This window comes from Proteus sp. FME41 (genome assembly GCF_014897315.1).
GTDB lineage: Bacteria > Pseudomonadota > Gammaproteobacteria > Enterobacterales > Enterobacteriaceae > Proteus.
The window spans coordinates 174,920-197,317 of sequence record NZ_JABUYL010000005.1; the positions used below are offsets into that span (position 1 = coordinate 174,920).

Sequence of the window (22,398 nt, forward strand, 5' to 3'; positions counted from 1 at the left end):
TTTCTTTACTTTTAAGCAGAAATACCTATTTATCAGATTGCGATTATTCAATCTAGATAAAACAATGTGATATAAGACATAAGAATGGTGAAATTTAATCACATCCTTCCTGTTTTAAGAATAATTACATTCAATAAGTAAGAATAATTGATGACTATGTTGATATAACCCTTATCAATGTAAGGATACAACATGTCAGAAGAACAGCGTCGTGAGATGGATAATTTAGTTAATCTCACTCAACCTTATGCTGTTGATAGTTTAGATGATGCACTTTTTACTGCATCTATGAATGAAGCTGATAACTGGCATCGCCAAAATAATACTAACTATCAATCATTATGGCAAAAAATGCCTCAACCGATTATTCCTGTTAATTTATTTAAAACCATGGACTTAGCGACACCGACACATCGTAACGGTATTTGGTTAAACAGTTCAGGAACAGGGCAACAAGGAAAAACACACGTTTTCTTTGATGACATCAGCTTAAAGCGCATTGAAACCGCAATGACGCAAATTTTCTATCACAACGGTTTAATATCAACCACTCCCGCCCGTTTTCTAATGTTGTCTCCCGATCCTCACTCTGGCGATCATGCCGGTTTTGCCACTGCTTTCTTAAAATTTACCCAATGTGCGCCCATTAAAGAGCTTGTCTTTACCGTCTCAGAACAAGGGCAATTTGATGCACAATTAGCGTGGTTAACGCTACAACGCTGGGCGAGTGATCCGGCGCCTATCTATATTCTTGGGCTAACTCTTTTCTTTGAGCAATTATGCCTAAGCCGCCCAGACTCATTCACACTGTTATCACCGATTAAAGGCTTAACAGGCGGTGGATGGAAAGGGATGACAAAGCAGTTAGCACGTCCAGATATCATTCAAGGATTAAAAGAAACCTTACATGCCCCCAATGTGGATATTCGTGATATTTATGGCATGACAGAGCATCCTTTACATTACATTAGTTGTAGTGAAGGGCATTTCCACATTCCAGCTTATTCTCGCTTTGCCATTATTGATGAAACGGGTGATCGGGCACCAGAAGGTAAAACAGGATTTATTCAACTTGAGAATCCTTTTTTTGATTCTCTGCCTTCTCAACGTCTGTTAACCCAAGATTTGGGAATATGGGGAACACAATGCGCTTGTGGTCATTCTTTACCCTATATTCACTATATTGGAAGAGCCACTTCACCAGAGGGCACTTGCGCTGCACAGATAAAATGATAGAAGCTATACTTGTTCGTTTAGCAAACATCAAACTGTGTTTAATACACTGCCTTAATGAAAACTGGTTATTTTCTGATGATGTTTTGACGCAAACATTCTGTATTGAACGTCTGAAACAATGGGCCTGTAGTGATGTACTAGCACAAAAAGTGGCTAATGAATTAGGAAATAAAAACTGGCGTGCGCCCAATAAATTATTAATTATCGTCTCTGAAAAAGATCCCCTTGGCACATTAGAAGCCTTACTTGCAGGCTATTTAATTGGTAGCCCCATCAGAATAAAAGCACGATTATCCACACAATGGCTTTATCAGCTACGGGCTTATTTGGGTTTAAATGAACATACCTGTGAAATTCTAAATTGGTCGAGTGAAAATCAAAACGATAAGCTTATTCTTGAAGGTATTGAAGCCATTTTATTAGCGGGTGGTGACGCACTTATTCAACATTATCGCCAAATAGCACCAGCCCACATTAAATTAATTGAGTTAGGTCCCAAAATAAGTGGAATGGCTATTTTGGGTGATTCATTACCTGATATCTCTTTGGTATTAAATGATGTTTGCTTGTTTAGACAGCAGGTGTGTAGTTCACCGCGTTTTATTTTATTAGAGAATAAAACCTGTGCCGACCAGCTCTATCAACAACTTTCTCTCGCATTACCCTCATTACCACCATTACCTGAAAACATAAAGCTTCAGCAAATGGCGCAAGCTCATGAATATTTATTATCTCGCAACTTATACGCTGATGAAAAACCCACGATTTATAATACAAAGTCAGGTTGGGCAATTACTTATCACACTCAATTTATGCCTCAATATTGGCTTAATTTTGGTTTTCAACTGATTGTTGGCTCGGTAGAGCATCATCTGCAATTAGCACAAAAAGAGGGGTTTGCACGGTTACAAACGTTGGGTTATCACGGTGATATCACATCACTTTCACTGCACGATTATTGTTTCACTCGCTATTGTCCAATTGGCTCGATGCATTCTCGTCCAATGACGGCAGCGCATGATGGCTTCTTTATATTGGCTGCACTGGTGTTTTTTGTAAGTAAAGAAGGATAACAACATTGAATAAACGGAAAATATTTATCACTGGTGCAAATGGATTTATAGGCTCTTATTTATTACCTAAGCTCGCAGAGCTTGGCGATGAATTAACGGTATTGTGTCGTGATCCCCATAAAATTCACGCTAATCGCCCTGTATTGCCAGCGGATGTAAACGTGATAAAAGGGAATTTACTCCAACCTGATACATACCGTGAAGCACTTATTGGGCAAGATGTTATTATTCATTTAGCTGCGGATTACCGTGTAGGCATTGCACCAACGCGATCAGCGCACAAACAAATGTATCAAACCAATGTTACGGGTACATTGAATTTACTGAACGAAGCCAAAAAGGCACAAATTTCTCAGTTTTTATACACGAGTACTACCGCCGCGTTAGGGGAAACACACGGCGTATTGCTTGATGAAACCCATCGCCATAATGGGGTTTTTCGCAGTTATTATGAAGAAACAAAGCAAGTTGCCCACGTATTAGTCGAACGCCACCAGCAACAAGGCATGCCAATCAAAATGGCTATTTGTGGCGGTGTATTTGGTCAAGGTGACAATAGCGTTTTAGCACAAACGTTATCTGCTTTTTTCAATAAAAAAATTCCGTTTCAAGTCAGTACAAACAGTACTTTTCAACTCTGCCATGTAGAGAAATTATGTGATGGCTTATTGCGCTTACTTGCCTTAGATAAACCTCAAGAAACCGTTCTGTTTACTGGTGATGTTTTCTCTATGCCAGAAATTTTCACACTGCTCAGCGAAATACAAAAAACAGCGCCATTGCCTATAAAAAATCGTCAGAGTTTACGCCCTTTAGCATGGTTAATGGATAAGCTTGCCTTGCTCGGTTTCTCCATGCCACTTTCCTGTGAAACACTACGTATTATGGATGGAAGCACTTATACCTATTCATCTTCTAAAGCAGAACAGCGATTAGGATGGACAGCAGGTGAGCCATTAAATGACTTTAAGGAGTATGCCCGTAACATTGCTAATCAATACACATTGATGAACAAGGAGCCTAAATGAAACCAAGGACGCTCACTTCGCAATGGGGTAACGTGACACTGTCACTAGAAACAGAGCAATTGCTAAGTATCAAAGGTGATACGGATAATGCAGTTTTTTATGGGCAAGGTTATGGTGCCGCGTATTTACGTTTGTGGCAGTTAGATTTATCTCACCGCGTCGCCAGTGGTCGCCTAAGTGAAATAATGGGAAAAGGTGCGCTCAGAACAGATATTTTTCAGCGTCGATTAGGATTAGTTGAACTCGCCAAAAAGGCAGAGCTTGACGATAAAAATGCTCCCTCTGATAGTTGGCAGGCAACTCAATTTCAACATATTACCGCGTATATCGCAGGCATTAACCAAGCCATAAAAGATCTAAAAATTCGCCCAGTAGAGTGTTTATTACTGCGTTACAAGCCTGAATTATTTACCACCACTGACAGTTATTTGCTAGGCCAATTAAAGTATTTTATTAATTCTGCTTGGCAATATGAGTTATTTAATACTCGTTTAGCAAATCGACTGACAACATCTCAACATCAGCAACTTTTGTCTACTTTTAGCCTTGAAAGCAATCAAATTCCGCCATTGCCGCTAGATGAACAGGGTGAGTATTACCCTGATGTGATCGCCGCGTTTAAAGAAGGATTAAAAGGCTTGCAGCACTTAGGATTAGCCTCACCTGATACTGGCTCTAACGTGATTGCTGTCAATGGCTCGCTTACCGCATCTGGCAAACCGATGTTAGCCGCCGACCCCCATATGGGGCATGTTAACCCCAGTTTTAATCTGTTATGCCGTTTAGAGAGCAAAGAAGGCTTAAGTGTGATGGGTTCACACTTTCCCGGCTCACCGGGCATTATTGTTGGGCGCAATACTCATGCAGCATGGGGAATGGTTGGCATAATGGCGGATAACCAAGATTTATTCTGGGGACGCATTGATTTAGAGAACGAAAAGGTCGAAACCGTTAATGGATGGGAGCCATTAACAAAAAGGACTCACACCATTGGCTTAACCTCAAAACGTCAACATACCTTTGTGACTTATGATTATTCACAAGGTCGATTAATGTCTGAAAAAGCGGGCTATGGTTTATTTTTACGCTGGCCGGCATTAGATAATCCAAGTGGCGATATTACTTTTTATCAGCTTGCAAAATGCCATAACTGGACATCATTTAGAGAAGCCTTAAGACATGTGAAAAATTCCCCAATGATGGTGGGATATGCCGATATTCACGGTGATATTGGCTTACAAAGTATGGGATATATTCCTAAGCGCCATAGTGAATTAGGCAGCTTAGTGCTCAGTTTGACGGAGCCATTACATCAGTGGCAAGGTTATGTTCCTTTCGATGATTTACCCGCCGAATACAATCCTGAGCGCGGGTATGTCCTTTACGCTAATCAATACAGTACCTCGCTCTTTGATGGGAAACCGGCGTTATCTAATCGTTGGCATCCACCAACAAGGGCTTTACGTATTGAGCAACTTATTCAGCAAACTCAAAAGCATACTTTTGAAACTTTTCGTCAGATGCAAGATGATAAAAAAGATCTATTTGCTCAAAAAGCGCTCGCTTTTTTATTACCTTATATACCTGAAGATAAAATGCTTTCTCAATGGGATTGTGATACTCAGCAACTCAATGCATCACGGCTTTTTGATGTATGGATACAGCATCTTACAGATAGAGTCTTAGGAAAGGTGCTAAAAAGAGGATCACGCGCACTGTATACGGATTTTTGGCCAAGTTGTCGCTGGAGTATTCTCAATATTCTGCAACACCATCTTCAAGATTGGCAGTTTGAACAAGATGCAATTTCTACATTAATTCGTGAAACCTATGCCAGCGCATTAATTGCCAGTCAGAAAATGGAACGTCCTTACGTTGAATTTCAGCATAGTATCAAAAAACCATTGTGGCTTAATCGTCTATTAACGGGTCGTTATCCTTATCAAGGCGGTAATCGAGAAACCATTCATGCCACAAGGCAGAATGCTGATTTCTTAACGCAATCCCAGATAGGTAATAGCGACACCATTAAAACCAAGCCTTACACCTTTGGCCCCGGTTTTAAACTGATCGCCCATTTAACCCTGCAAGGCGAATGTCACTATTTAATCAACACTCCAGCAAAAGGAAATCCTTTTTACTGGAAACTGCATCATGTATTGGAATGTTGGCAAACAGGAACCCGACAAAAAACCGTTTTGCCTCTTTGTGAAAATAACCATCATTGTAATGATAAAAAGGAATAACTCATGGCAAGAATGAAGCAATGGCAACAAACAGGGCATCCTGCACGCCTATGGCATCCTATTTCAAATGATCGTATCCAGTGTGAGCTTTGTCCTCGAGCCTGTAAAATCAATTTGGGCCGAACAGGCACTTGCAAGTTAAGACGCAATGAAAATGGCAGTTTAGTGACACTAAACTACGGTAAATCAGTGCCGATGACCCAAGAGTCGATAGAAACCGAAGCCGTTTATCATTATGCCCCTGGCGAACGTATTTTATCGTTAGGTAATATTGGCTGTATGTTACGTTGTGATTTTTGCCAAAACTGGAGTACAAGCCAAGCACGCTATGTACAAGATAGCAATGTGGCTTATTACAGCCCTAAAGATGTGGTCAATTATGCGTTAAAACATAATATTCGTGTTTTGTCGTGGACGTATAATGATCCGATTGTTTGGCATGAATTTGTTATGGATACCGCAAAGCTGGCTCGAGAGCATGGCTTAAAAAACCTCTATAAAAGTGCATTTTATATCAGCGAAAAAGGTATCGATGAATTACTTGGTGTGATGGATATCTTTAGTATTTCATTAAAATCAATGCAAGATAGTTTTTATCGTAAACATACAGGAGGGCGCTTACAGCCTGTACTGGATGGGATTAAGCAGGTTTATGATGCACGAAAATCAACAAATAGCCCACACCTTGAAGTCTCTAACTTGTGTGTGACAGGACGTAATGACTCATTGGAAGAAACCAAAAAAGTAACAGACTGGATGCTTAAATATCTGGATGCTGATATTCCGTTGCACTATGTGCGTTTTCATCCTGATTACCAATATCGCCACGTTGAACGCACATCAATTCCTTTTTTAGAGCAAGCGCGTCAACAAGCTTTAAATGAAGGTATGCGCTATGTTTATGTGGGGAATGTGTTTGATACTGACAGTGCAAACTCTTATTGCCCAGAGTGTCACACCTTGTTAGTGAAACGCAGTGGGCTGATTGCGCAATCTCACTTAGACAATGGGCAATGTCCTCATTGTCATTTTCAACCTTCGATTATTTTACCTTGGGCTGAATCAAATACTGACAAATTATCAGAACATATCCCTGATGATTTTATTTGTATTACACATCCATTTCGCGGCCCCGTTCAAGCTTGCCATATTGAGCAAAAACATGAGTCACCGATTTACTATCAATTTATTACAAAACAGGGTGAGCCTGTGGGATCCATTAGTACGAATAGCTGTAGCCGTTTTATGTTGTCTAAAAGCAGTCCTCAGGCTGAGGGGATCCGCCTTTATCATCATCAAAATGAGCCCTGCCAACTGTTTGAGGTTTATGATCGTGCTCATTTTCCCGTTACGGAAGCCGAAAAAACACATCTTGGTAGCGAAAATGTGCCGATCACGCTTATTCCATTAAAAGGACGTTAAAAATATGCCACTCAATCGAGGATGGTCATTAATTCGCGCACAAATGATTGCCGCTCAAATTCGCAAAGCAAAGCTAAATGATAAAATACCGAATCTCCCCATTATTTATCTACCCGGTATTTTAGGGACTAAGCTTTTTGATAGGCAAAAACAGGCCTTTATTTGGGGTGATCACCGAAGTGTTTTTACAAAAAGCGATTATGAATATGAGTATCCCAATACCCAGCATTCACCCCGAGTATTAGCAACAGAGCAATTGCATGCGTTTTCAATTGTTCCTTATTTAGTGAGCACATTGGTTACTCAGGAACTTAAAGATGTGCTTGAAACGGCATTAGGTTATCGAGAGGGGCAAGATCTGTTTTTCCTTGCTCATGATTGGCGCGCTGATCACCGGTTGCTGGTGGATGCGATTGATAGAGAAGTTAATCGGCTTAAAACTGTTTTTGGTGATAATCAGCCGTTTATTTTTATTGCTCAATCTGCCTCAAATCTTGCAATACGTTATTGGTTGCGTCATACCACGCCAGAAAATAGGGCATTAGTGGCGAAATGGTATGCGTTTGGCCCACCTTGGCACGGAACCTTCCAGGCATTATCCATGATGGAGACGGGCTATTATGCAGGAAGTCGCTATCTTCATGGGTTTTCCTCTGATGATGTTTGTGGCTGTCCTTTTGTATACCAACTCTTACCCCCTAATCCTGTGGTAATAGATAGCTACGGCAGAGCGCTAAGTGATTTTGATGTCTATGATGAAGCATGTTGGGAACACTATCGATTAGGCCCTTATAAAACCTCAATCAGTTCAGCACAGAATCTGCGAGTCAGAGAGGCATTGGCACAGAATTTACAATGTGCTAAACGCTTTACTAATGCGGTTTCAGGAATTAACGCAGATGAACAAACTGTGCCACAAGTATGGTATTTGAGTGATAACAATATCACCTTAAAAGCGGCCATTTATGGTAGAGATCGCTGGTATTTACAAGCCAAAGATATTAAACGTGAGTTTCCGCAATTAGCGGCTCAAACATTAACAGTCGGTGACGATCACCTTCCTTTAGAGGGGTTATTACAATATTGGCGTGCGCCTATTGTACGTGATCGCTATCAACATCCTTGGGGCGAAAGCTTTGCCTTTATTAGCCAAGCATCAACACATCGCGCATTAATTAATCATTCACCTAATTTAAGAAGTTTGGCATTTGATATTGCTACAGAAAGAAGAAAAGAGCGTTAATAAAATTAATACTTTCCATTGATTGAGGAGTTGAGTCAGAAAATAAAAACTTACATAATGCAGGTATCTCGCCGTTAAACTCTTAATTTTTGCGTAAACATATGACATCAAATATAAATGGAATTATCGATAATATTCGCAAAGCAATACAACACTCAACACAAGGTATGATTGGACGCGAGCAACTTGCTGAACTCGTTATTTTAGCCGCAGTTGCTCATGAACATTTGCTGGTTATTGGCCCTCCAGGTACAGCGAAAAGTGCCGTTGTCCGCAGAGTTTCTCAAACATTGGGCGGACGTTATTTTGAATACCTTTTAGGGCGATTTACTGAACCTTCAGAGTTATTTGGTGCGGTTGATCTCAAAAAACTAAAAGAAGGTAAAGTTGAAACCGATATTACAGGGATGTTACCTGAAGCAGATATTGTTTTTCTTGATGAGGTTTTTCTAGGATCGACAGCCATTTTAAATACTTTATTAGGTATTTTAAATGAACGCCGATTTAAACGTGGCCATACCGATATTATTAGCCCATTAAAAGTGTGTATTGGTGCTGCTAATAGCTTGCCTGATGATCCTAACCTTGCTGCATTCACTGATCGCTTTCTTATTCATCTTTTTATAGATCCTGCACCCGATCACCAATTAGAAGCTATGCTCGAAGGCGGATGGGCTTCAAGCCTGACTCAACTTTCAGCTCAACTCGATATTACTCAATTGGATGAATTACACCTTGCGGTTAAAAATGTCGATTTAACACAAGTTAGACCGTTACTGGCTAATGCCGTGCGCTCATTAAGAAATGCAGGGATCACGCTGTCAGATAGACGTATTGTTCGTGTTCAGCGTCTTATTGCTGCTGCGACTGTTCTTAATAATCGAGAGATTGCGACAGAGCAAGATCTCTGGCCTTTACTGTATGTACTGCCTACTGAAGATACTCAGCAACAAGGACGTGAAATCTTACGACAAGAACTCTCACTTTCAATGAATTCTCGACTATTCAGTTCCGTAGAAGAGGCGACATTACAACCTCAATCTCGTATGAATCGCTTAATTGAAAGAGCAACCGATGTTCTCAATGCAGAGCCTGTATCTAAAGCGGATATTGAACTGACGTTACGAGAAATAGATGCTAACTTCTCGACAGAGATGTTAAGTGAAGAGCTTGCTATATTACGTACACAATTAGCGATACAGTTTAGTCACTTATTATGAGCCTAACATTTCCTCTCTCTTGGCAACCTAATGCAACGCCCCCTAAACCACAAGGGGTGTATGCAACAGGTATAACGGCTAAACAGCTTATTGAGCGCATTATTCATTTGCCTGATGTTCAGCAACAATGCTTAAAAGTGATCACCAGTCAACATCGGCTTATTGTGTTAGGGAAACAGGCTGATTTACCTTGGGCTGAAAATATAACGCTGATTGCACCGTCTACTCAAACAGCAAAATTATGGCTCCCTATACATCAACAGCTTTTATTACCTTATGGGCTGGTGGAGCAAGCCTTAGTGCAGCATTTTAAACGCCAACCACTATTACTTTTACCCTCACCTCAAACGGTGATCCCTTTAGATAATCAGTGGACGTTAACACCAACGCTACGGGATACACTCACCCAGTTGTGTTTTGAGTGAAATACAATGTGATACAAGGATCGGTTTATCATCATGTCATTACCCACAACACAATCCACCTCGTTACCCGAAGCGCTACAACCTTGGCAAACTTGGCTTAGCTGGTTAGATCCCGAATTAATTCCTGCCTTTTCTGATCTATTACAACGTCTGAGTCGTGTATTAGGCCCAGTACAGGGAAAACAACTCGGTGGTTTACCTGAACAAGATGGGATAGGGCAAATACAACGTAAAGGGGATTATCAAAACCTACTACTTAGTGAATGGTTAATGGCTGATGAAGTACCTGATGAATTTATGAGGCGCGCCATTAATGCAGAACATCTCTTTTTGGCACCAAACTATAAATCTCAACAATCTTTAAATCAAATCACCGTGCTTTTTGATACCGGTATTTCGCAACTGGGTGAATGTCGCTTAGTGCATATTGCAATGCTTATTATATTGGCGCAACGGGCAGAAAAAGCGGGGTGCACATTAATGTGGGGAACGTTGCAATCAATCATTCCATTAATGCCACTAAACACCATAAACGATCTACGCGAATTATTGACACGCCGGACTTATTCACCTGTTTTAAAAGAAAATATCGCGCATTGGCGAAACGTTATTGCTGAAGACACTGATGTACAAAATGGCGAGATTTGGTTAGTGACAGGCGCTCATCAACAACCTATATTGAAACAAATCACCTCAACACATCATATCGAACTAACAGGAGATGATTGTTTCAATAAAACGATTGATGCCAATATTCGCACGCCACATTTTCAACGTCATATTGTATTGCCAACGCCACCTAGAGCATTAAGTTCACGATTATTAAAAGGACAATTAAGACCGCCTTCAGCGCAAAATACACATCAGCATGAATACAAAATATCACTGATGTTTTCACCTGTTATCTCATTTCATGGTAGCGCAGTAGGGGTCACTTTATTAGGTAAACCTGGGTTAGTGGTTATTAAAATTCCACCGCTCAATAGATCGAATCAAGACCGTCCGCTTAAAAAACCGTTTGTTTACCAAATATATCCTGATGGTCATGCTATTTTAGCGTTACAGTGTCACGGGAAAAAGGTAGGTGCATTACTTTCTAATAATAATGGTCTCTATTTTTGGCAATTACCCAAACTCTCTTATATACCTCGACCTTCCGATGAGATGTTTTCAGCAGGTATTGGGCGAGGTAATACGCTTGCCAGTGCTTATTTATCGAATAAGGAATATTCCAGCTTATTTGTTCATGATAGGGCAAGACGGCTAGTCGCTTTCTCATCCAGTATTTATGCTGAAGAAAAAAACGCCTTTAAAATTGTTGAAGAGAAAGTCCTTGGCATAGAGAAGATAGCAGACAACTTACTTGTGTATATTTATCTCAATGACAGTAGTGAATTAGTTCAAATGGTCACGGGTGCAAACTTTTCTCAAAAGAAATACCAACATCGACTCTATTTTACTCAATTTATTTCCTATCAAAGAGTTGCATTATTTGCCTATCACCATAAATATACCAATGGCTCTAAATCAATATCTTGTGCTATCTCACTAAGCACTAATCGACAAAGTTGGCATGTTTATAATATGGAAATTGATGAAGTTTATGGTTATCAAATAGACTTACCTCAAGGATGGCAAGGAATAGGACTCTTTTATCCAACACTCGATGGCTCTATAGAAAAAGATTTAACCACCTTAAATATTTTGATGATCAGCCCTAACAAACGAAACATTGCCAGTTATTCAAAAGGCGAGATAGAAATCTTATATCGTGCAGATAATCCGTTTACGCGTTACTCATTTAGCCCATCTAAAGGCCTATTTGCTGCATTAACGGATCACGCTCAAGTCGTTGTTTATGATGTATACCAAAAACAATTACGCCTAAATCTGTATACCATTGAACAAGAAGGTGACACCCAAAATGCATAACGATTATATTCGTCATCCAATGTTATTGGGATATCGTCAGATTGAAGGTTTATGGCTACCCAATGACTGGTTTAACGAGACTCAACGGCTAACTTATTTAATAAAACATTGGCAAGCTAATTGTCGTATTTATCGATTCGAACAAGGGGATGTTCTCTGTTTTACTGAAAATAAAACGCTGGATTGCTCATCCATTGAGGGATGGCCTTTAATTCGTTACGGTCGCCTTTATAGCACCGCACCTCTAGATAATGATGAGATAAAAAAACTGCCTTATGCAGATCTTGCTTTAGTTCGTAGTGGTGTTGTAACAACGCTTCTATTTTCGCAAGCTGAACCTCTCTCACTTGCTGATTATCTCGATATTAAAGAGATTCATTTTGAAGAAACTGATAACTACGCCAGTCTATATGAGATAAAACCTCAAGCATTGTCAGAAGAGAAAAATATTAGAACGATTATTGGTGACAATATTCCACCGGCTGCAGATCAACAAAAGCAATTTATAAAAACTGTTTTTGAAAACGCTTCGTCGTCATCTCAAACACAAGCACCTCATGCAAAAGCGTCATTATCACTGACTCAGAAAATCATTAATAAATTTCTGACGCCCCAAAATCGTGAAACTATACACTCTTCATCTAAAACGATATCTCAATTATCACCGTGGCAGCATTGGCTAAATAAGCTTTCAATTAAAAGCGGATTAGCCTCTATGATGAGTAAGCAACAAGCGGATTATATTAATAAAATGATGAAAATGTTTGAAGATGGTAATGTCGATCAAGCGTTGCGTCATGGTATTCCGCTTAGTCAATATCAAGAAAACCAAGAAACAACGCCTTCACCTTATTTAGGGAGATTAACAGGGCGAAATAAACTGGAAATATCAGCCGATCAACAAGGGAATAAAAGTCTTTATCTTGGGGATGAACTGCAAAATTATTTAAAACAACTTTATCGCCAACAATTTATAAAGCTAGATAAAGCAGGGCATAATGAAGAAGCCTTATTTGTTCTTGCGGAGCTATTACAAGAAAAAGAAGAAGCACTCAATTATTTAGAAAGCTTCCAACGCTATCAACAAGCCGCTGAGTTAGCACGATTATGGGCAATGTCACCCGCTTATATTATTCGCCTATACTGTTTGGCGGGTGATATTAATTCTGCGGTTATCTATGCGCGTTTACATCATGCATTTTCGTTTATGATCTTACAATTGCAAAATACGCATCCGGATATTGCTGATAAAATGCGTGAAGAGTGGGCTGCATACCTAATTGACTGTGAAGATTATTTACAGGCCATTGATGTTATCTGGCCACTAAATAATGAAACAAACCGCAATAAAGCCAAGCGCTGGTTAAAAATAGCGTATCAAGCTGGTGGAGAGTTAGGTTTACGTAGTCTAGTAAAATGGGCTTTTTTATTACCCGAGTCTTTTCATCAATATGAAGACGATATTAAAAAAACGATTCGTGACCCCCAAGCCTCTATTTCACGCGCTATATTAGCAAGAGCGTTATTAGCATTACCTAAACAAACCAAGTTAACTGAACAACTGATTAATCAGCTTCTGGAAATATTGTACTTTTGTTAATATTCAGTAGATCAAGTTGCTTCAATATTTTCTTCTTATCGGTCACCGTTAATGTAAAAATCTCAAAATTACCCCTATAGTCTTTTTGTAACGTGTCATTTAGCCCGTATAGTAAAAATAGACCTGATTGAGATTTTACTCGACTATTGTTTTTTACAGCTTTAGATACGAGCGGGGCATTAAAATGTATTGGGTTCATAACTCCTATAAAATAAGGTTTTTCATGCTTTATATAATGAAGAAATTGGTTTGATATCTCATTAAATTCCTTCTTGTGAGTTTTCATATCATAAAATGAGTCTTCGTGGTTAAGCTTTCTGTATTTTTCGTGAATACTTTCGAATGACAACACATCCCTATCTTTTCGTTCAGTTAAAATGCTGGAGATCTCTGATTGGTATACAAAATGGATTAATTTGCATTTATAATTCGCAACATTTAACTGTAACTCAGCCTGCTGATCAGAAGATAGCCTGGAGATGTTGGCTATGCAACTAACTGTATCTGAATCATAGTATTTGATTATATCTTTTTTTACTTTAAATATAAAAAACTCACCGTTCGGTTCTTTATTACAAATTCGGCACTTCCCACACTTATTACAATCACTTCTATCTGAGTTTTTTTTATCCTCACACGCAAAATATAAGGCAACAAGAGGATTCGTTGTAAGATCAAGTAATCTTGTTGGTAGAGAGTAGTGTTGCATTTTTACTAAATCATCGAATCGGGGCATTTTCCCTGAAAATTCACTGGCATTTTCAAGTGAGAACTCACGACAAATAGTGGCTTCGCTTTGTTTGTTATCTCTAAAAACCGATGGGGTGAGACTATACTTTTCATCCGCATGACCTCTATAGAAAAAATCATAATCATCTGAGACGTTAGACTTTATTTTTTCCAATTCCCTCAAAATAGTTAATAAACTTCCAGCCTTTGGGGCTTCCTCAAGAGGGGGAACAAATTTCAATGTACTATCTATCTCTACCTCACTCTTTTCATTCGACACCCTAATTTGAAGTAAAAAACCTGAGTCATCAGAGAAATAATATAATTTAACATCTGTTATATAATCCTTTTCTGGCGCAAGAGTGCCTAAGCGGATGCGGGGATTGATTATTATTTGTTCTCGCAGAGCGAATATATCAACTTCTTCTATCACACCAAAATACTGATTATTTGGAAAGAAATAATATTCAATATCTGATTTACCAGAATAATCGTAGCCGTAATAAAAAATGACTTTATTATATTCATCATTTTTAGATGTTTTGATTTTTATTTCTCTTGTTTCCATCATTGCATAAATACTTGTTTTCACTTTATAGCCTCGCGCTCTATCCAATATAATTGTATATTTCTGATTTTGCGTTCTAAAGTTACAAAAATCCATAAATGTCTATCAATATGATGAACTTGACCACGCTAGGAGTGAACATTAATTTATTAATTTCTTAACACGTATCTGAGTCAATAGGGCTTTGCAGCGCTAAATCATTGAAAGAATCCATCTCATGAAGTTATTGGTTATCACATCAAATTTAACATAATATACATTATGCGAACCTTGGTATCTAAATACGGATAGGCACTTAAATTTCTGTTTTGGTCTGGTTGATTATGTTGATTCATTCTTAACTTAAAGCTTATTCGCCAATGCTTTTTTTAGATCTTGAATATAGGCTTTCTGTCTTTTCTTCAGATACCACTTCACTAAAGGTTTTAAGAAAATCTTTTTGGATATCACGACTTCCGTAAAGTCGATTTCAGTAATTCCATTATTAGAAGTAAAATCCCCTCCCCAATTTCCCTTTATATTGCCCTTTTCCATATCAAACTCTCATCGCTGATCTTATTCCGATAAGTGTTATTGACTGGCATTTGATGCCAAACAAAAATATGACCTCACATTACTTCTATAATTACCCGCTTATTCCTTTATACAGATGTGGTCACATGGTTAACAAACTGAATCTTAATTGGCCTGAATTTTTAGAAAAATACTGGCAAAAAAAACCTGTTGTACTGAAAAATGCATTTCCCAATTTTGTCGATCCTATCACTCCAGATGAATTAGCTGGTCTGGCAATGGAGCCTGAAGTTGACAGTCGTCTTGTCAGCTTAACTGACAACAAATGGCAGGCAAGCCACGGCCCGTTTGAAGACTTCAGCGAATTAGGCGAAGAAGGATGGTCACTGCTGGTACAAGCTGTTAACCATTGGCATATGCCAGCAGCTGAACTGGTAAAACCGTTTCGTGTATTGCCTGAATGGCGTCTTGATGATCTGATGATCTCCTATTCAGTACCGGGAGGTGGTGTCGGACCACATATTGATAACTATGATGTTTTTATCATTCAAGGTATGGGACGTCGTCGCTGGCGTGTGGGCGATGCCCTGCCAATGCGTCAATTCTGCCCGCATCCTGCATTACTGCATGTTGATCCGTTTGAGCCTATTATTGATGTGGAAATGGCGCCAGGAGATATTCTGTATATTCCACCGGGATTCCCTCACGATGGCTTCACCTTTGAAGATACCATGAACTATTCTGTCGGCTTTCGCGGCCCTAATGGTCGTGACTTGCTAAGCAGCTTTGCAGACTACGCACTGGAACAAGATCTAGGCGGAATAAATTATGGCGATCCTAACCTGACTGTACGCGACAATGCAGGAAGAATGGAAACTCACGAAGTTGAACGTCTGCGTGCCATGATGATTGAAATGATCAACAAGCCCGGTGATTTTGAACAATGGTTAGGTCGTTTTGCAACTACGCCACGCCATGAACTGGATATCGCCCCCGCAGAACCGCCATATCAACCTGAAGAAGTATTGAGTGCACTGAACGATGGTGAAAAACTGATCCGATTGAGCGGACTGCGTGTCCTACGTATCGAAGATAATTTCTTTTTAAATACAGAAGCTTGGGCTACCAAAGAAATAAAGGGTGCAAATGCACTGTGCCAATTTACGGAAGTTGGAGCTGATGAACTTGGTAAAGCATTGATGGATCCAGCCTTTGTTGCAGAATTAACTGAATTTATCAATCAAGGGTATTGGTACTTCGAAGAATAAGCCTTATCTACGGAATATGATAAAACACCTGCTTGCGGGTGTTTTATTGCATCGTCTCCGCCCTTTTTCTGCGCCGCATTCATTGCCGTTGACCGAATGATGGCAAGAAACCTCGCCTTAACGAGGTTTTTATTACAGTAAAAATAGAGTGAATAGACTCTGTTATATCAGCCTATTTCCTTTTTCATCGACAACATTTTGTCCATCTTCTTTTGAAAAGGCACCTTTCTGTACTTCAGGAAGAATATCTAAAACGATTTCAGAAGGACGACATAACCGCGTTCCCAATGGCGTCACAACAATAGGCCTATTGATTAAAATTGGATATTGCAGCATATAATCAATAAGTTGCTCATCAGTCGCATTAATATGGTCAAGATCTAATTTATCATAGGGTTCAACATTCTTTCGTAATAATGCCCTAACCGAAATCCCCATATCAGTGATGAGTTTCTCTAAAACATGCTTAGGGGGTGGCGTATCAAGATAAAGGATAATTTCAGGCTCTACACCACTATTTCGTATCATTTCAAGCGTATTTCGTGAAGTACCACAATTTGGGTTGTGATAAATTGTAATGCTATTCATATTGTTACCATCAATTCATTAGTGTCAGTCTGAGTGCTAAAGCAACTAATGTCACCGTCAGCACTGGAATGGTCATAATAATGCCCGTCTTGAAATAATATCCCCATGTAATTACCATGTTTTTTTGTGATAAAACATGTAACCACAACAACGTCGCTAAACTCCCTATCGGCGTAATTTTAGGGCCTAAATCTGCACCAATGACATTGGCATAAATCATGGCTTCTTTAATTAAACCGGTCGCATGACTACCTTCAATGGATAAGGCCCCAATAAGAACAGTAGGCATATTGTTCATAATTGATGATAGAAATGCGGTGATATATCCCGTTCCTAATGTTGCAATCCATACACCTTGACTTGATAGGAAATCGAGAATTTCTGACAGATATTGAGTCAAACCTGCATTACGCAAACCATAAACAACAAGGTACATACCAAGGGAAAAAATTACGATTTGCCAAGGTGCCCCTTTTAATACTTTTCGTGTATTGATTGCCTTCCCTTGCGCCGCAATGCACCATAAAATTACGGCGCCTACTGTCGCAATGGCACTAACTGGAATTCCCATGGGCTCCAGTATAAAAAAGCCAAGTAACAACATAAGTAATACCAACCAACCCGCTTTAAATGTTTTCATATCTTTAATAGCGGTCGCTGGTGTAGCTAATTTAGACATGTCATATTGCTGAGGAATATCTTTGCGAAAAAACCAATGCAACATAATTAAAGTTGTAGTAATCGCGGCAATATCAACTGGAACCATCACTAAGGCATATTCTGTAAACCCGATATTAAAGAAATCGGCAGAGACAATATTGACTAAATTTGAAACAATTAATGGCAAGCTTGCTGTATCAGCAATAAATCCTGCTGCCATAACAAAAGCCAATGTTGTCCCTTTGCTAAACCCAAGCGCTAACAACATTGCAATGACAATTGGAGTTAAAATAAGTGCAGCGCCATCATTGGCAAAGAGTGCAGCGACACAAGCCCCTAACAGAATAATATAACTAAACAAAAGGCGTCCCTTACCGCCTCCCCATTTTGCAACATGCAGCGCCGCCCATTCAAAAAAGCCACTCTCATCCAAAATTAAACTGATGATGATAACAGCAACAAAGGTGGCAGTTGCATTCCAAACAATACCCCAAACAACGGGAATATCCTGAACACTAATGACCCCGAATAGCAACGCAGCCACGGCGCCAACTGTTGCACTCCAGCCAATTCCCAGTCCTTTGGGTTGCCAAATAACAAAAGTAATAGTCAGAATAAATATCAATGCAGCAATAAACATAAAGACTCCAATCAGAAAGCTCGTATGAAGAACCTTCTGCTAGAAAATAAAAATTAGTCAGCTAATTTGCTTAATGCAGAAACACCTACAGGCTCTTGCTCTTGTAATGGAACAATTGCAACCCGTTTTGCCAAGGTGGTAGAGACTTTTTCAATCTGCGGTATCTCCTGTTCTGCTCTAGAACGCAGTAATGGAGACATTGTTTCGGTAACGGATAAACTGTTATTTATAACCCATGCCCACGGATCAATACCCGCTCGTGTCAGATCATTTTGTAAGTTTTCAGCTTCGAGAACGGGGGTTGTTTCAGCTAATGTAGTGATAATGACCTTTGTTCTTTCAGGATCTTGTAATTGCATCATTGGGGTAAGAAAATGCCCTTTTTCACCCATTTTTTTAGCAATTTCTTTGTGATAAGCCCCTGTTGCATCCAATAAAAGTAATGTGTGGCCTGTAGGCGCGGTGTCCATAATGACAAATCGTTTTCCTGCCTCGCGGATTATGCGAGAAAAAGCCTGAAATACAGCAATTTCCTCAGTACATGGAGAGCGTAGATCTTCCTCTAGTAGCGCTCGTCCTTCCGTATCAAGATTTTTACCTTTTGTTTCGAGCACATAATGACGATAACGCTCTGTTTCTGCGATCGGATCTATTCTGCTAACCTGTAAGTTCGGTAAACTCCCCTTTAATGTATTTTCGAGATGAGTAGCAGGATCTGAGGTCGTTAGATGAACATCTGCTCCCTGTTCTGCCAGTTTGACTGCTATTGAGGCCGCTATTGTGGTTTTGCCTACACCACCTTTGCCCATCAGCATAACCAAGCCATGCTTTTGTTCTGCAATTTCGCGAACTAATGATGATAATGTGGGCAATGTTAAATCACCCTTTAACTGTTCAGTTGTCGATAACACTTGCTCTTTATTAGATAAAAGCTGATTTAATGCTTCAATACCCACCATATTATGGACACGAAGCATAAGCATATCTGTCGGTAATGTACGAAGAACCTCAGGCATATCCTGTATGGCAGCTTGTTCTCTAAGATAAAGAGCCTTTGATAATTTATCATTAGCAGAGATGGCAGATTCAGGAAAAACACCATTAATGATTAATTGTTGATTTTTTATACCAAGATTGGAAAGTTCATTATAGGTACGAGCAACTTCGCGAAGTGCGGCAGACTGTGGTCGCGCAACAAGTATTAACCGAGTCTGCTGTTTGTTACTCAGTGCATCAACCGCCATACTGTATTGCTCACGTTGTTTTTCCAGCCCAGACATAGGGCCAAGGCAAGACGCACCATCAGGATTATGACTAATAAAATCACGCCAAGCTCCAGGCAATTGTAATAACCTAATTGTGTGCCCAGTTGGTGCGGTATCAAAAATAATATGATCAAATTCGCAGGTGATTTTTTTATTTGTTAACAATCCTGTAAATTCATCAAAAGCCGCAATTTCTGTAGTACAAGCCCCTGATAATTGTTCGGTAATACTTTGAATAACCGCTTCAGGCAAACTGTCTTTAATAGGCTCAATAATTTTTTTTCGATATTCTTCTGCTGCAGCTTGAGGGTCTATTTCTATTGCTGAAAGATTTGGAACAAGAGATATAGGTTTTATGCTATTACCAATCGTTTGAGAAAATACTTGCCCGACATTTGAAGCAGGATCGGTACTAACCAATAACACTTTTTTACCTTCCTCTGCGAGTTTAATGGCTGTCGCACAGGAAATAGATGTCTTACCTACACCGCCTTTTCCTGTAAAAAACAGATAGTTCGGTGTGTTTTCTAAAAATTTCATTTTATTTCTCCTTTAACAACACGTTTTATTGTTGTCACAGCAACTGATTTTTACATCAGATCTCTTTGTCTCCACCAAATGAATACCAAACCATCTTGCCAACTCATTACGCTTGGGATAGCGACCCGTTAAAACAACTTCGCCATTAAGTAGGACTAGAGGTAATGATTCAGCGCCTGCGGTTTCAAGAAAATTTTTTGCTTTTGCATTATTAACAAATTCTATAGGTTCTTGGCCTAAATTAAAGCGCTTAACATTAGCACCCTGTTTCTTTAACCAGCTTACATCCGTAGCAAAATCGACTAGTGCCTGATCAACATCGGTACCACAAACCCCTGTGCTACAACATAATGCGGGATCAAAGACTTCTAATAGCTTCATATCAATACCTCATATCTGTTTTTTCATATATGTTAAATTAAAAAAATTATTCAGAACAGCAGATAACCGTTTCTTTTTTTTCAATAGATTGAAGCAAACCTGCTATTTTATTTTTCTCTGTCTCATAGGTGACTTCAATAATATTTTTCACCCAAGGTAATAATGTCGGAGACAAACGATAATGAACCCATTTCCCATGTTTAGAATCAAGTAATAGCCCGCTTTCCCGCAACATGGCTAGGTGGCGAGACGTTTTTGGTTGGGATAAATTTAGGGCAGTATAGATGTCACAAACACACAACTCGCCAGATGCTTTTAGTAGCAACACAATATCTAGCCTTGTTTGATCACTTAATACCTTAAATAATTGCAACGGTTCCATATTTGCTCCTTTCTTTGATAAGCCCCAACGTACACCTGAAATTCACATCTGTCAAACCGCATATGTTTTAATCGTTGTTTTTACTTAACCTCCCCCCCTTAAAGGAGCACATCCTGTTGACTTATATCAAATGAACCAAAGTTAAACGAATCGATTCACCTTATTGATTAGTTACCTCCTTGACTTAATAACCAATGAGGTGAAAATGCACTAATACTTTAATTTATCTGAATAATAATCTGATATTGGAAGGTTTATCATGAGCTATCGTATGTTTGATTACTTGGTACCGAATGTTAACTTTTTTGGTCCAGGTGCTATCTCTGTTGTTGGCGAACGTTGTAAATTATTGGGTGGTAAAAAAGCCCTGCTGGTAACGGATAAAGGTCTACGAGCGATAAAAGATGGCGCCGTAGATAAAACTATTGGTTATCTAAAAGAAGCGGGTATTGATGTTGCCGTATTTGATGGCACTGAACCTAACCCAAAAGATACTAACGTGCTTGAAGGCCTTGCAATGTTCCGCAAAGAACAGTGTGATATGATCATTACAGTAGGTGGCGGTAGCCCACATGACTGCGGTAAAGGTATCGGTATTGCGGCAACACATGAAGGTGACCTTTATAATTATGCTGGAATTGAAACCTTAACAAACCCTCTGCCACCTATTATTGCCGTAAACACCACAGCGGGTACAGCCAGTGAAGTGACTCGCCATTGTGTTTTGACCAACACAAAAACCAAAGTCAAATTTGTTATCGTGAGCTGGCGTAACCTCCCTTCTGTTTCTATTAACGATCCATTGTTGATGATCGGAAAACCCGCGGGGCTAACTGCTGCAACCGGTATGGATGCATTAACTCACGCAGTAGAAGCTTATATTTCTAAAGATGCAAACCCTGTAACAGATGCTTCAGCGATCCAAGCAATCCGTTTAATTTCTCGTAACTTACGCCAAGCGGTTGCACTGGGTACAAATCTAAAAGCCCGTGAAAATATGGCTTATGCTTCACTTTTAGCCGGAATGGCATTTAATAACGCGAACCTGGGTTATGTTCATGCAATGGCTCACCAATTAGGGGGGTTATATGATATGCCTCATGGCGTGGCTAATGCCGTATTACTCCCACATGTATTGCGTTATAACTTGATTGCTAACCCAGAAAAATTTGCAGATATTGCTGAGTTTATGGGTGAAAATATCACCGGATTATCCGTGATGGATGCGGCGGAATGCGCTATTGCCGCTATCGCTCGTCTCTCTGCGGATATTGGTATTCCGCAACATTTAGGTGAATTGGGTGTAAAAGAATCTGATTTTCCTTATATGGCAGAAATGGCACTTAAAGACGGTAATGCATTCTCTAACCCACGCAAGGGTAATGAAAAAGAGATCATTGAAATTTTCCGTCAAGCTTTCTAATTTGGCTAAAAAACAC

At 39.5% G+C, this 22,398-nt stretch carries 19 protein-coding genes; 12 read left to right on the forward strand and 7 right to left on the reverse strand.

Annotation, left to right across the window (positions count from 1 at the left end):
- Nucleotides 1-192 precede the first annotated feature (192 nt).
- From INT04_RS06905 to INT04_RS06950, 10 genes are all read left to right on the forward strand, one after another.
- Entirely contained in the window at nt 193-1,233 is a 1,041-nt protein-coding gene (locus tag INT04_RS06905) for a hypothetical protein (RefSeq protein WP_193015416.1), read from the forward strand.
- A complete protein-coding gene (locus INT04_RS06910; protein WP_193015417.1) occupies nt 1,230-2,309 on the forward strand; it encodes an acyl-CoA reductase in 1,080 nt (359 codons plus the stop codon). The genes INT04_RS06905 and INT04_RS06910 overlap by 4 nt, the downstream gene beginning before the upstream one ends.
- Nucleotides 2,310-2,314: 5 nt before the next feature.
- Nucleotides 2,315-3,337 carry an NAD-dependent epimerase/dehydratase family protein gene (locus tag INT04_RS06915; RefSeq protein ID WP_193015418.1) on the forward strand — a complete coding sequence of 341 codons (1,023 nt, stop codon included), beginning with the start codon at nt 2,315-2,317 and terminating at the stop codon, nt 3,335-3,337.
- Nucleotides 3,334-5,583, forward strand: coding sequence for a penicillin acylase family protein (locus INT04_RS06920; RefSeq protein WP_193015419.1), 2,250 nt, complete (start codon nt 3,334-3,336; stop codon nt 5,581-5,583). Before INT04_RS06915 ends, INT04_RS06920 begins: the two co-directional genes overlap by 4 nt.
- A gap of 3 nt (nt 5,584-5,586) precedes the next feature.
- The gene (gene amrS / locus INT04_RS06925; RefSeq protein WP_193015420.1) at nt 5,587-7,005 is read left to right on the forward strand and encodes an AmmeMemoRadiSam system radical SAM enzyme; all 1,419 of its coding nucleotides are present in this window, start codon (nt 5,587-5,589) and stop codon (nt 7,003-7,005) included.
- A 4-nt stretch (nt 7,006-7,009) separates the two neighbouring features.
- Complete coding sequence (locus INT04_RS06930) at nt 7,010-8,248, forward strand: lipase/acyltransferase domain-containing protein (RefSeq protein WP_193015421.1); 1,239 nt, start codon at nt 7,010-7,012, stop codon at nt 8,246-8,248.
- A 101-nt stretch (nt 8,249-8,349) separates the two neighbouring features.
- Nucleotides 8,350-9,468 carry an AAA family ATPase gene (locus INT04_RS06935; RefSeq protein ID WP_193015422.1) on the forward strand — a complete coding sequence of 373 codons (1,119 nt, stop codon included), beginning with the start codon at nt 8,350-8,352 and terminating at the stop codon, nt 9,466-9,468.
- Complete coding sequence (locus tag INT04_RS06940) at nt 9,465-9,893, forward strand: hypothetical protein (protein ID WP_193015423.1); 429 nt, start codon at nt 9,465-9,467, stop codon at nt 9,891-9,893. The genes INT04_RS06935 and INT04_RS06940 overlap by 4 nt, the downstream gene beginning before the upstream one ends.
- A 33-nt stretch (nt 9,894-9,926) precedes the next feature.
- Nucleotides 9,927-11,825 carry a hypothetical protein gene (locus tag INT04_RS06945; RefSeq protein ID WP_193015424.1) on the forward strand — a complete coding sequence of 633 codons (1,899 nt, stop codon included), beginning with the start codon at nt 9,927-9,929 and terminating at the stop codon, nt 11,823-11,825.
- Nucleotides 11,818-13,425 (forward strand): bpX6 domain-containing protein, encoded by a 1,608-nt coding sequence (locus INT04_RS06950; RefSeq protein ID WP_193015425.1) that lies wholly within the window; start codon nt 11,818-11,820, stop codon nt 13,423-13,425. The genes INT04_RS06945 and INT04_RS06950 overlap by 8 nt, the downstream gene beginning before the upstream one ends.
- Here INT04_RS06950 and INT04_RS06955 read toward each other — a convergent pair.
- Entirely contained in the window at nt 13,391-14,746 is a 1,356-nt protein-coding gene (locus INT04_RS06955; RefSeq protein WP_193015426.1) for an FRG domain-containing protein, read from the reverse strand. The genes INT04_RS06950 and INT04_RS06955 overlap by 35 nt on opposite strands.
- Before the next feature lie 318 nt (nt 14,747-15,064).
- Nucleotides 15,065-15,256 carry a hypothetical protein gene (locus tag INT04_RS06960; protein WP_193015427.1) on the reverse strand — a complete coding sequence of 64 codons (192 nt, stop codon included), beginning with the start codon at nt 15,254-15,256 and terminating at the stop codon, nt 15,065-15,067.
- 125 nt (nt 15,257-15,381) lie between these two features.
- Here INT04_RS06960 and INT04_RS06965 point away from each other — a divergent pair, with 125 nt between their 5' ends.
- The gene (locus INT04_RS06965; protein ID WP_193015428.1) at nt 15,382-16,503 is read left to right on the forward strand and encodes a cupin domain-containing protein; all 1,122 of its coding nucleotides are present in this window, start codon (nt 15,382-15,384) and stop codon (nt 16,501-16,503) included.
- A 162-nt stretch (nt 16,504-16,665) separates the two neighbouring features.
- On the opposite strand, the gene arsC is transcribed toward INT04_RS06965, so the two are convergent.
- The 5 genes from arsC to INT04_RS06990 are packed head-to-tail and all read right to left on the reverse strand — an operon-like array spanning nt 16,666 to nt 20,959.
- Nucleotides 16,666-17,091, reverse strand: coding sequence for a glutaredoxin-dependent arsenate reductase (gene arsC / locus INT04_RS06970; RefSeq protein WP_193015429.1), 426 nt, complete (start codon nt 17,089-17,091; stop codon nt 16,666-16,668).
- Nucleotides 17,092-17,101: 10 nt separating this feature from the next.
- Complete coding sequence (locus INT04_RS06975) at nt 17,102-18,391, reverse strand: arsenic transporter (protein WP_193015430.1); 1,290 nt, start codon at nt 18,389-18,391, stop codon at nt 17,102-17,104.
- Between the two features lie 53 nt (nt 18,392-18,444).
- Nucleotides 18,445-20,196: an arsenical pump-driving ATPase gene (gene arsA, locus INT04_RS06980; RefSeq protein WP_193015431.1), complete on the reverse strand. Its 1,752-nt coding sequence runs from the start codon at nt 20,194-20,196 to the stop codon at nt 18,445-18,447.
- 12 nt (nt 20,197-20,208) lie between these two features.
- On the reverse strand, nt 20,209-20,577 hold the full coding sequence (gene arsD / locus INT04_RS06985) for an arsenite efflux transporter metallochaperone ArsD (protein ID WP_193015432.1): 369 nt from the start codon (nt 20,575-20,577) through the stop codon (nt 20,209-20,211).
- Nucleotides 20,578-20,623: 46 nt separating this feature from the next.
- A complete protein-coding gene (locus INT04_RS06990; protein WP_109402925.1) occupies nt 20,624-20,959 on the reverse strand; it encodes a metalloregulator ArsR/SmtB family transcription factor in 336 nt (111 codons plus the stop codon).
- A gap of 259 nt (nt 20,960-21,218) precedes the next feature.
- Here INT04_RS06990 and dhaT point away from each other — a divergent pair, with 259 nt between their 5' ends.
- The gene (gene dhaT / locus INT04_RS06995; protein ID WP_193015433.1) at nt 21,219-22,382 is read left to right on the forward strand and encodes a 1,3-propanediol dehydrogenase; all 1,164 of its coding nucleotides are present in this window, start codon (nt 21,219-21,221) and stop codon (nt 22,380-22,382) included.
- Nucleotides 22,383-22,398 lie beyond the last annotated feature (16 nt).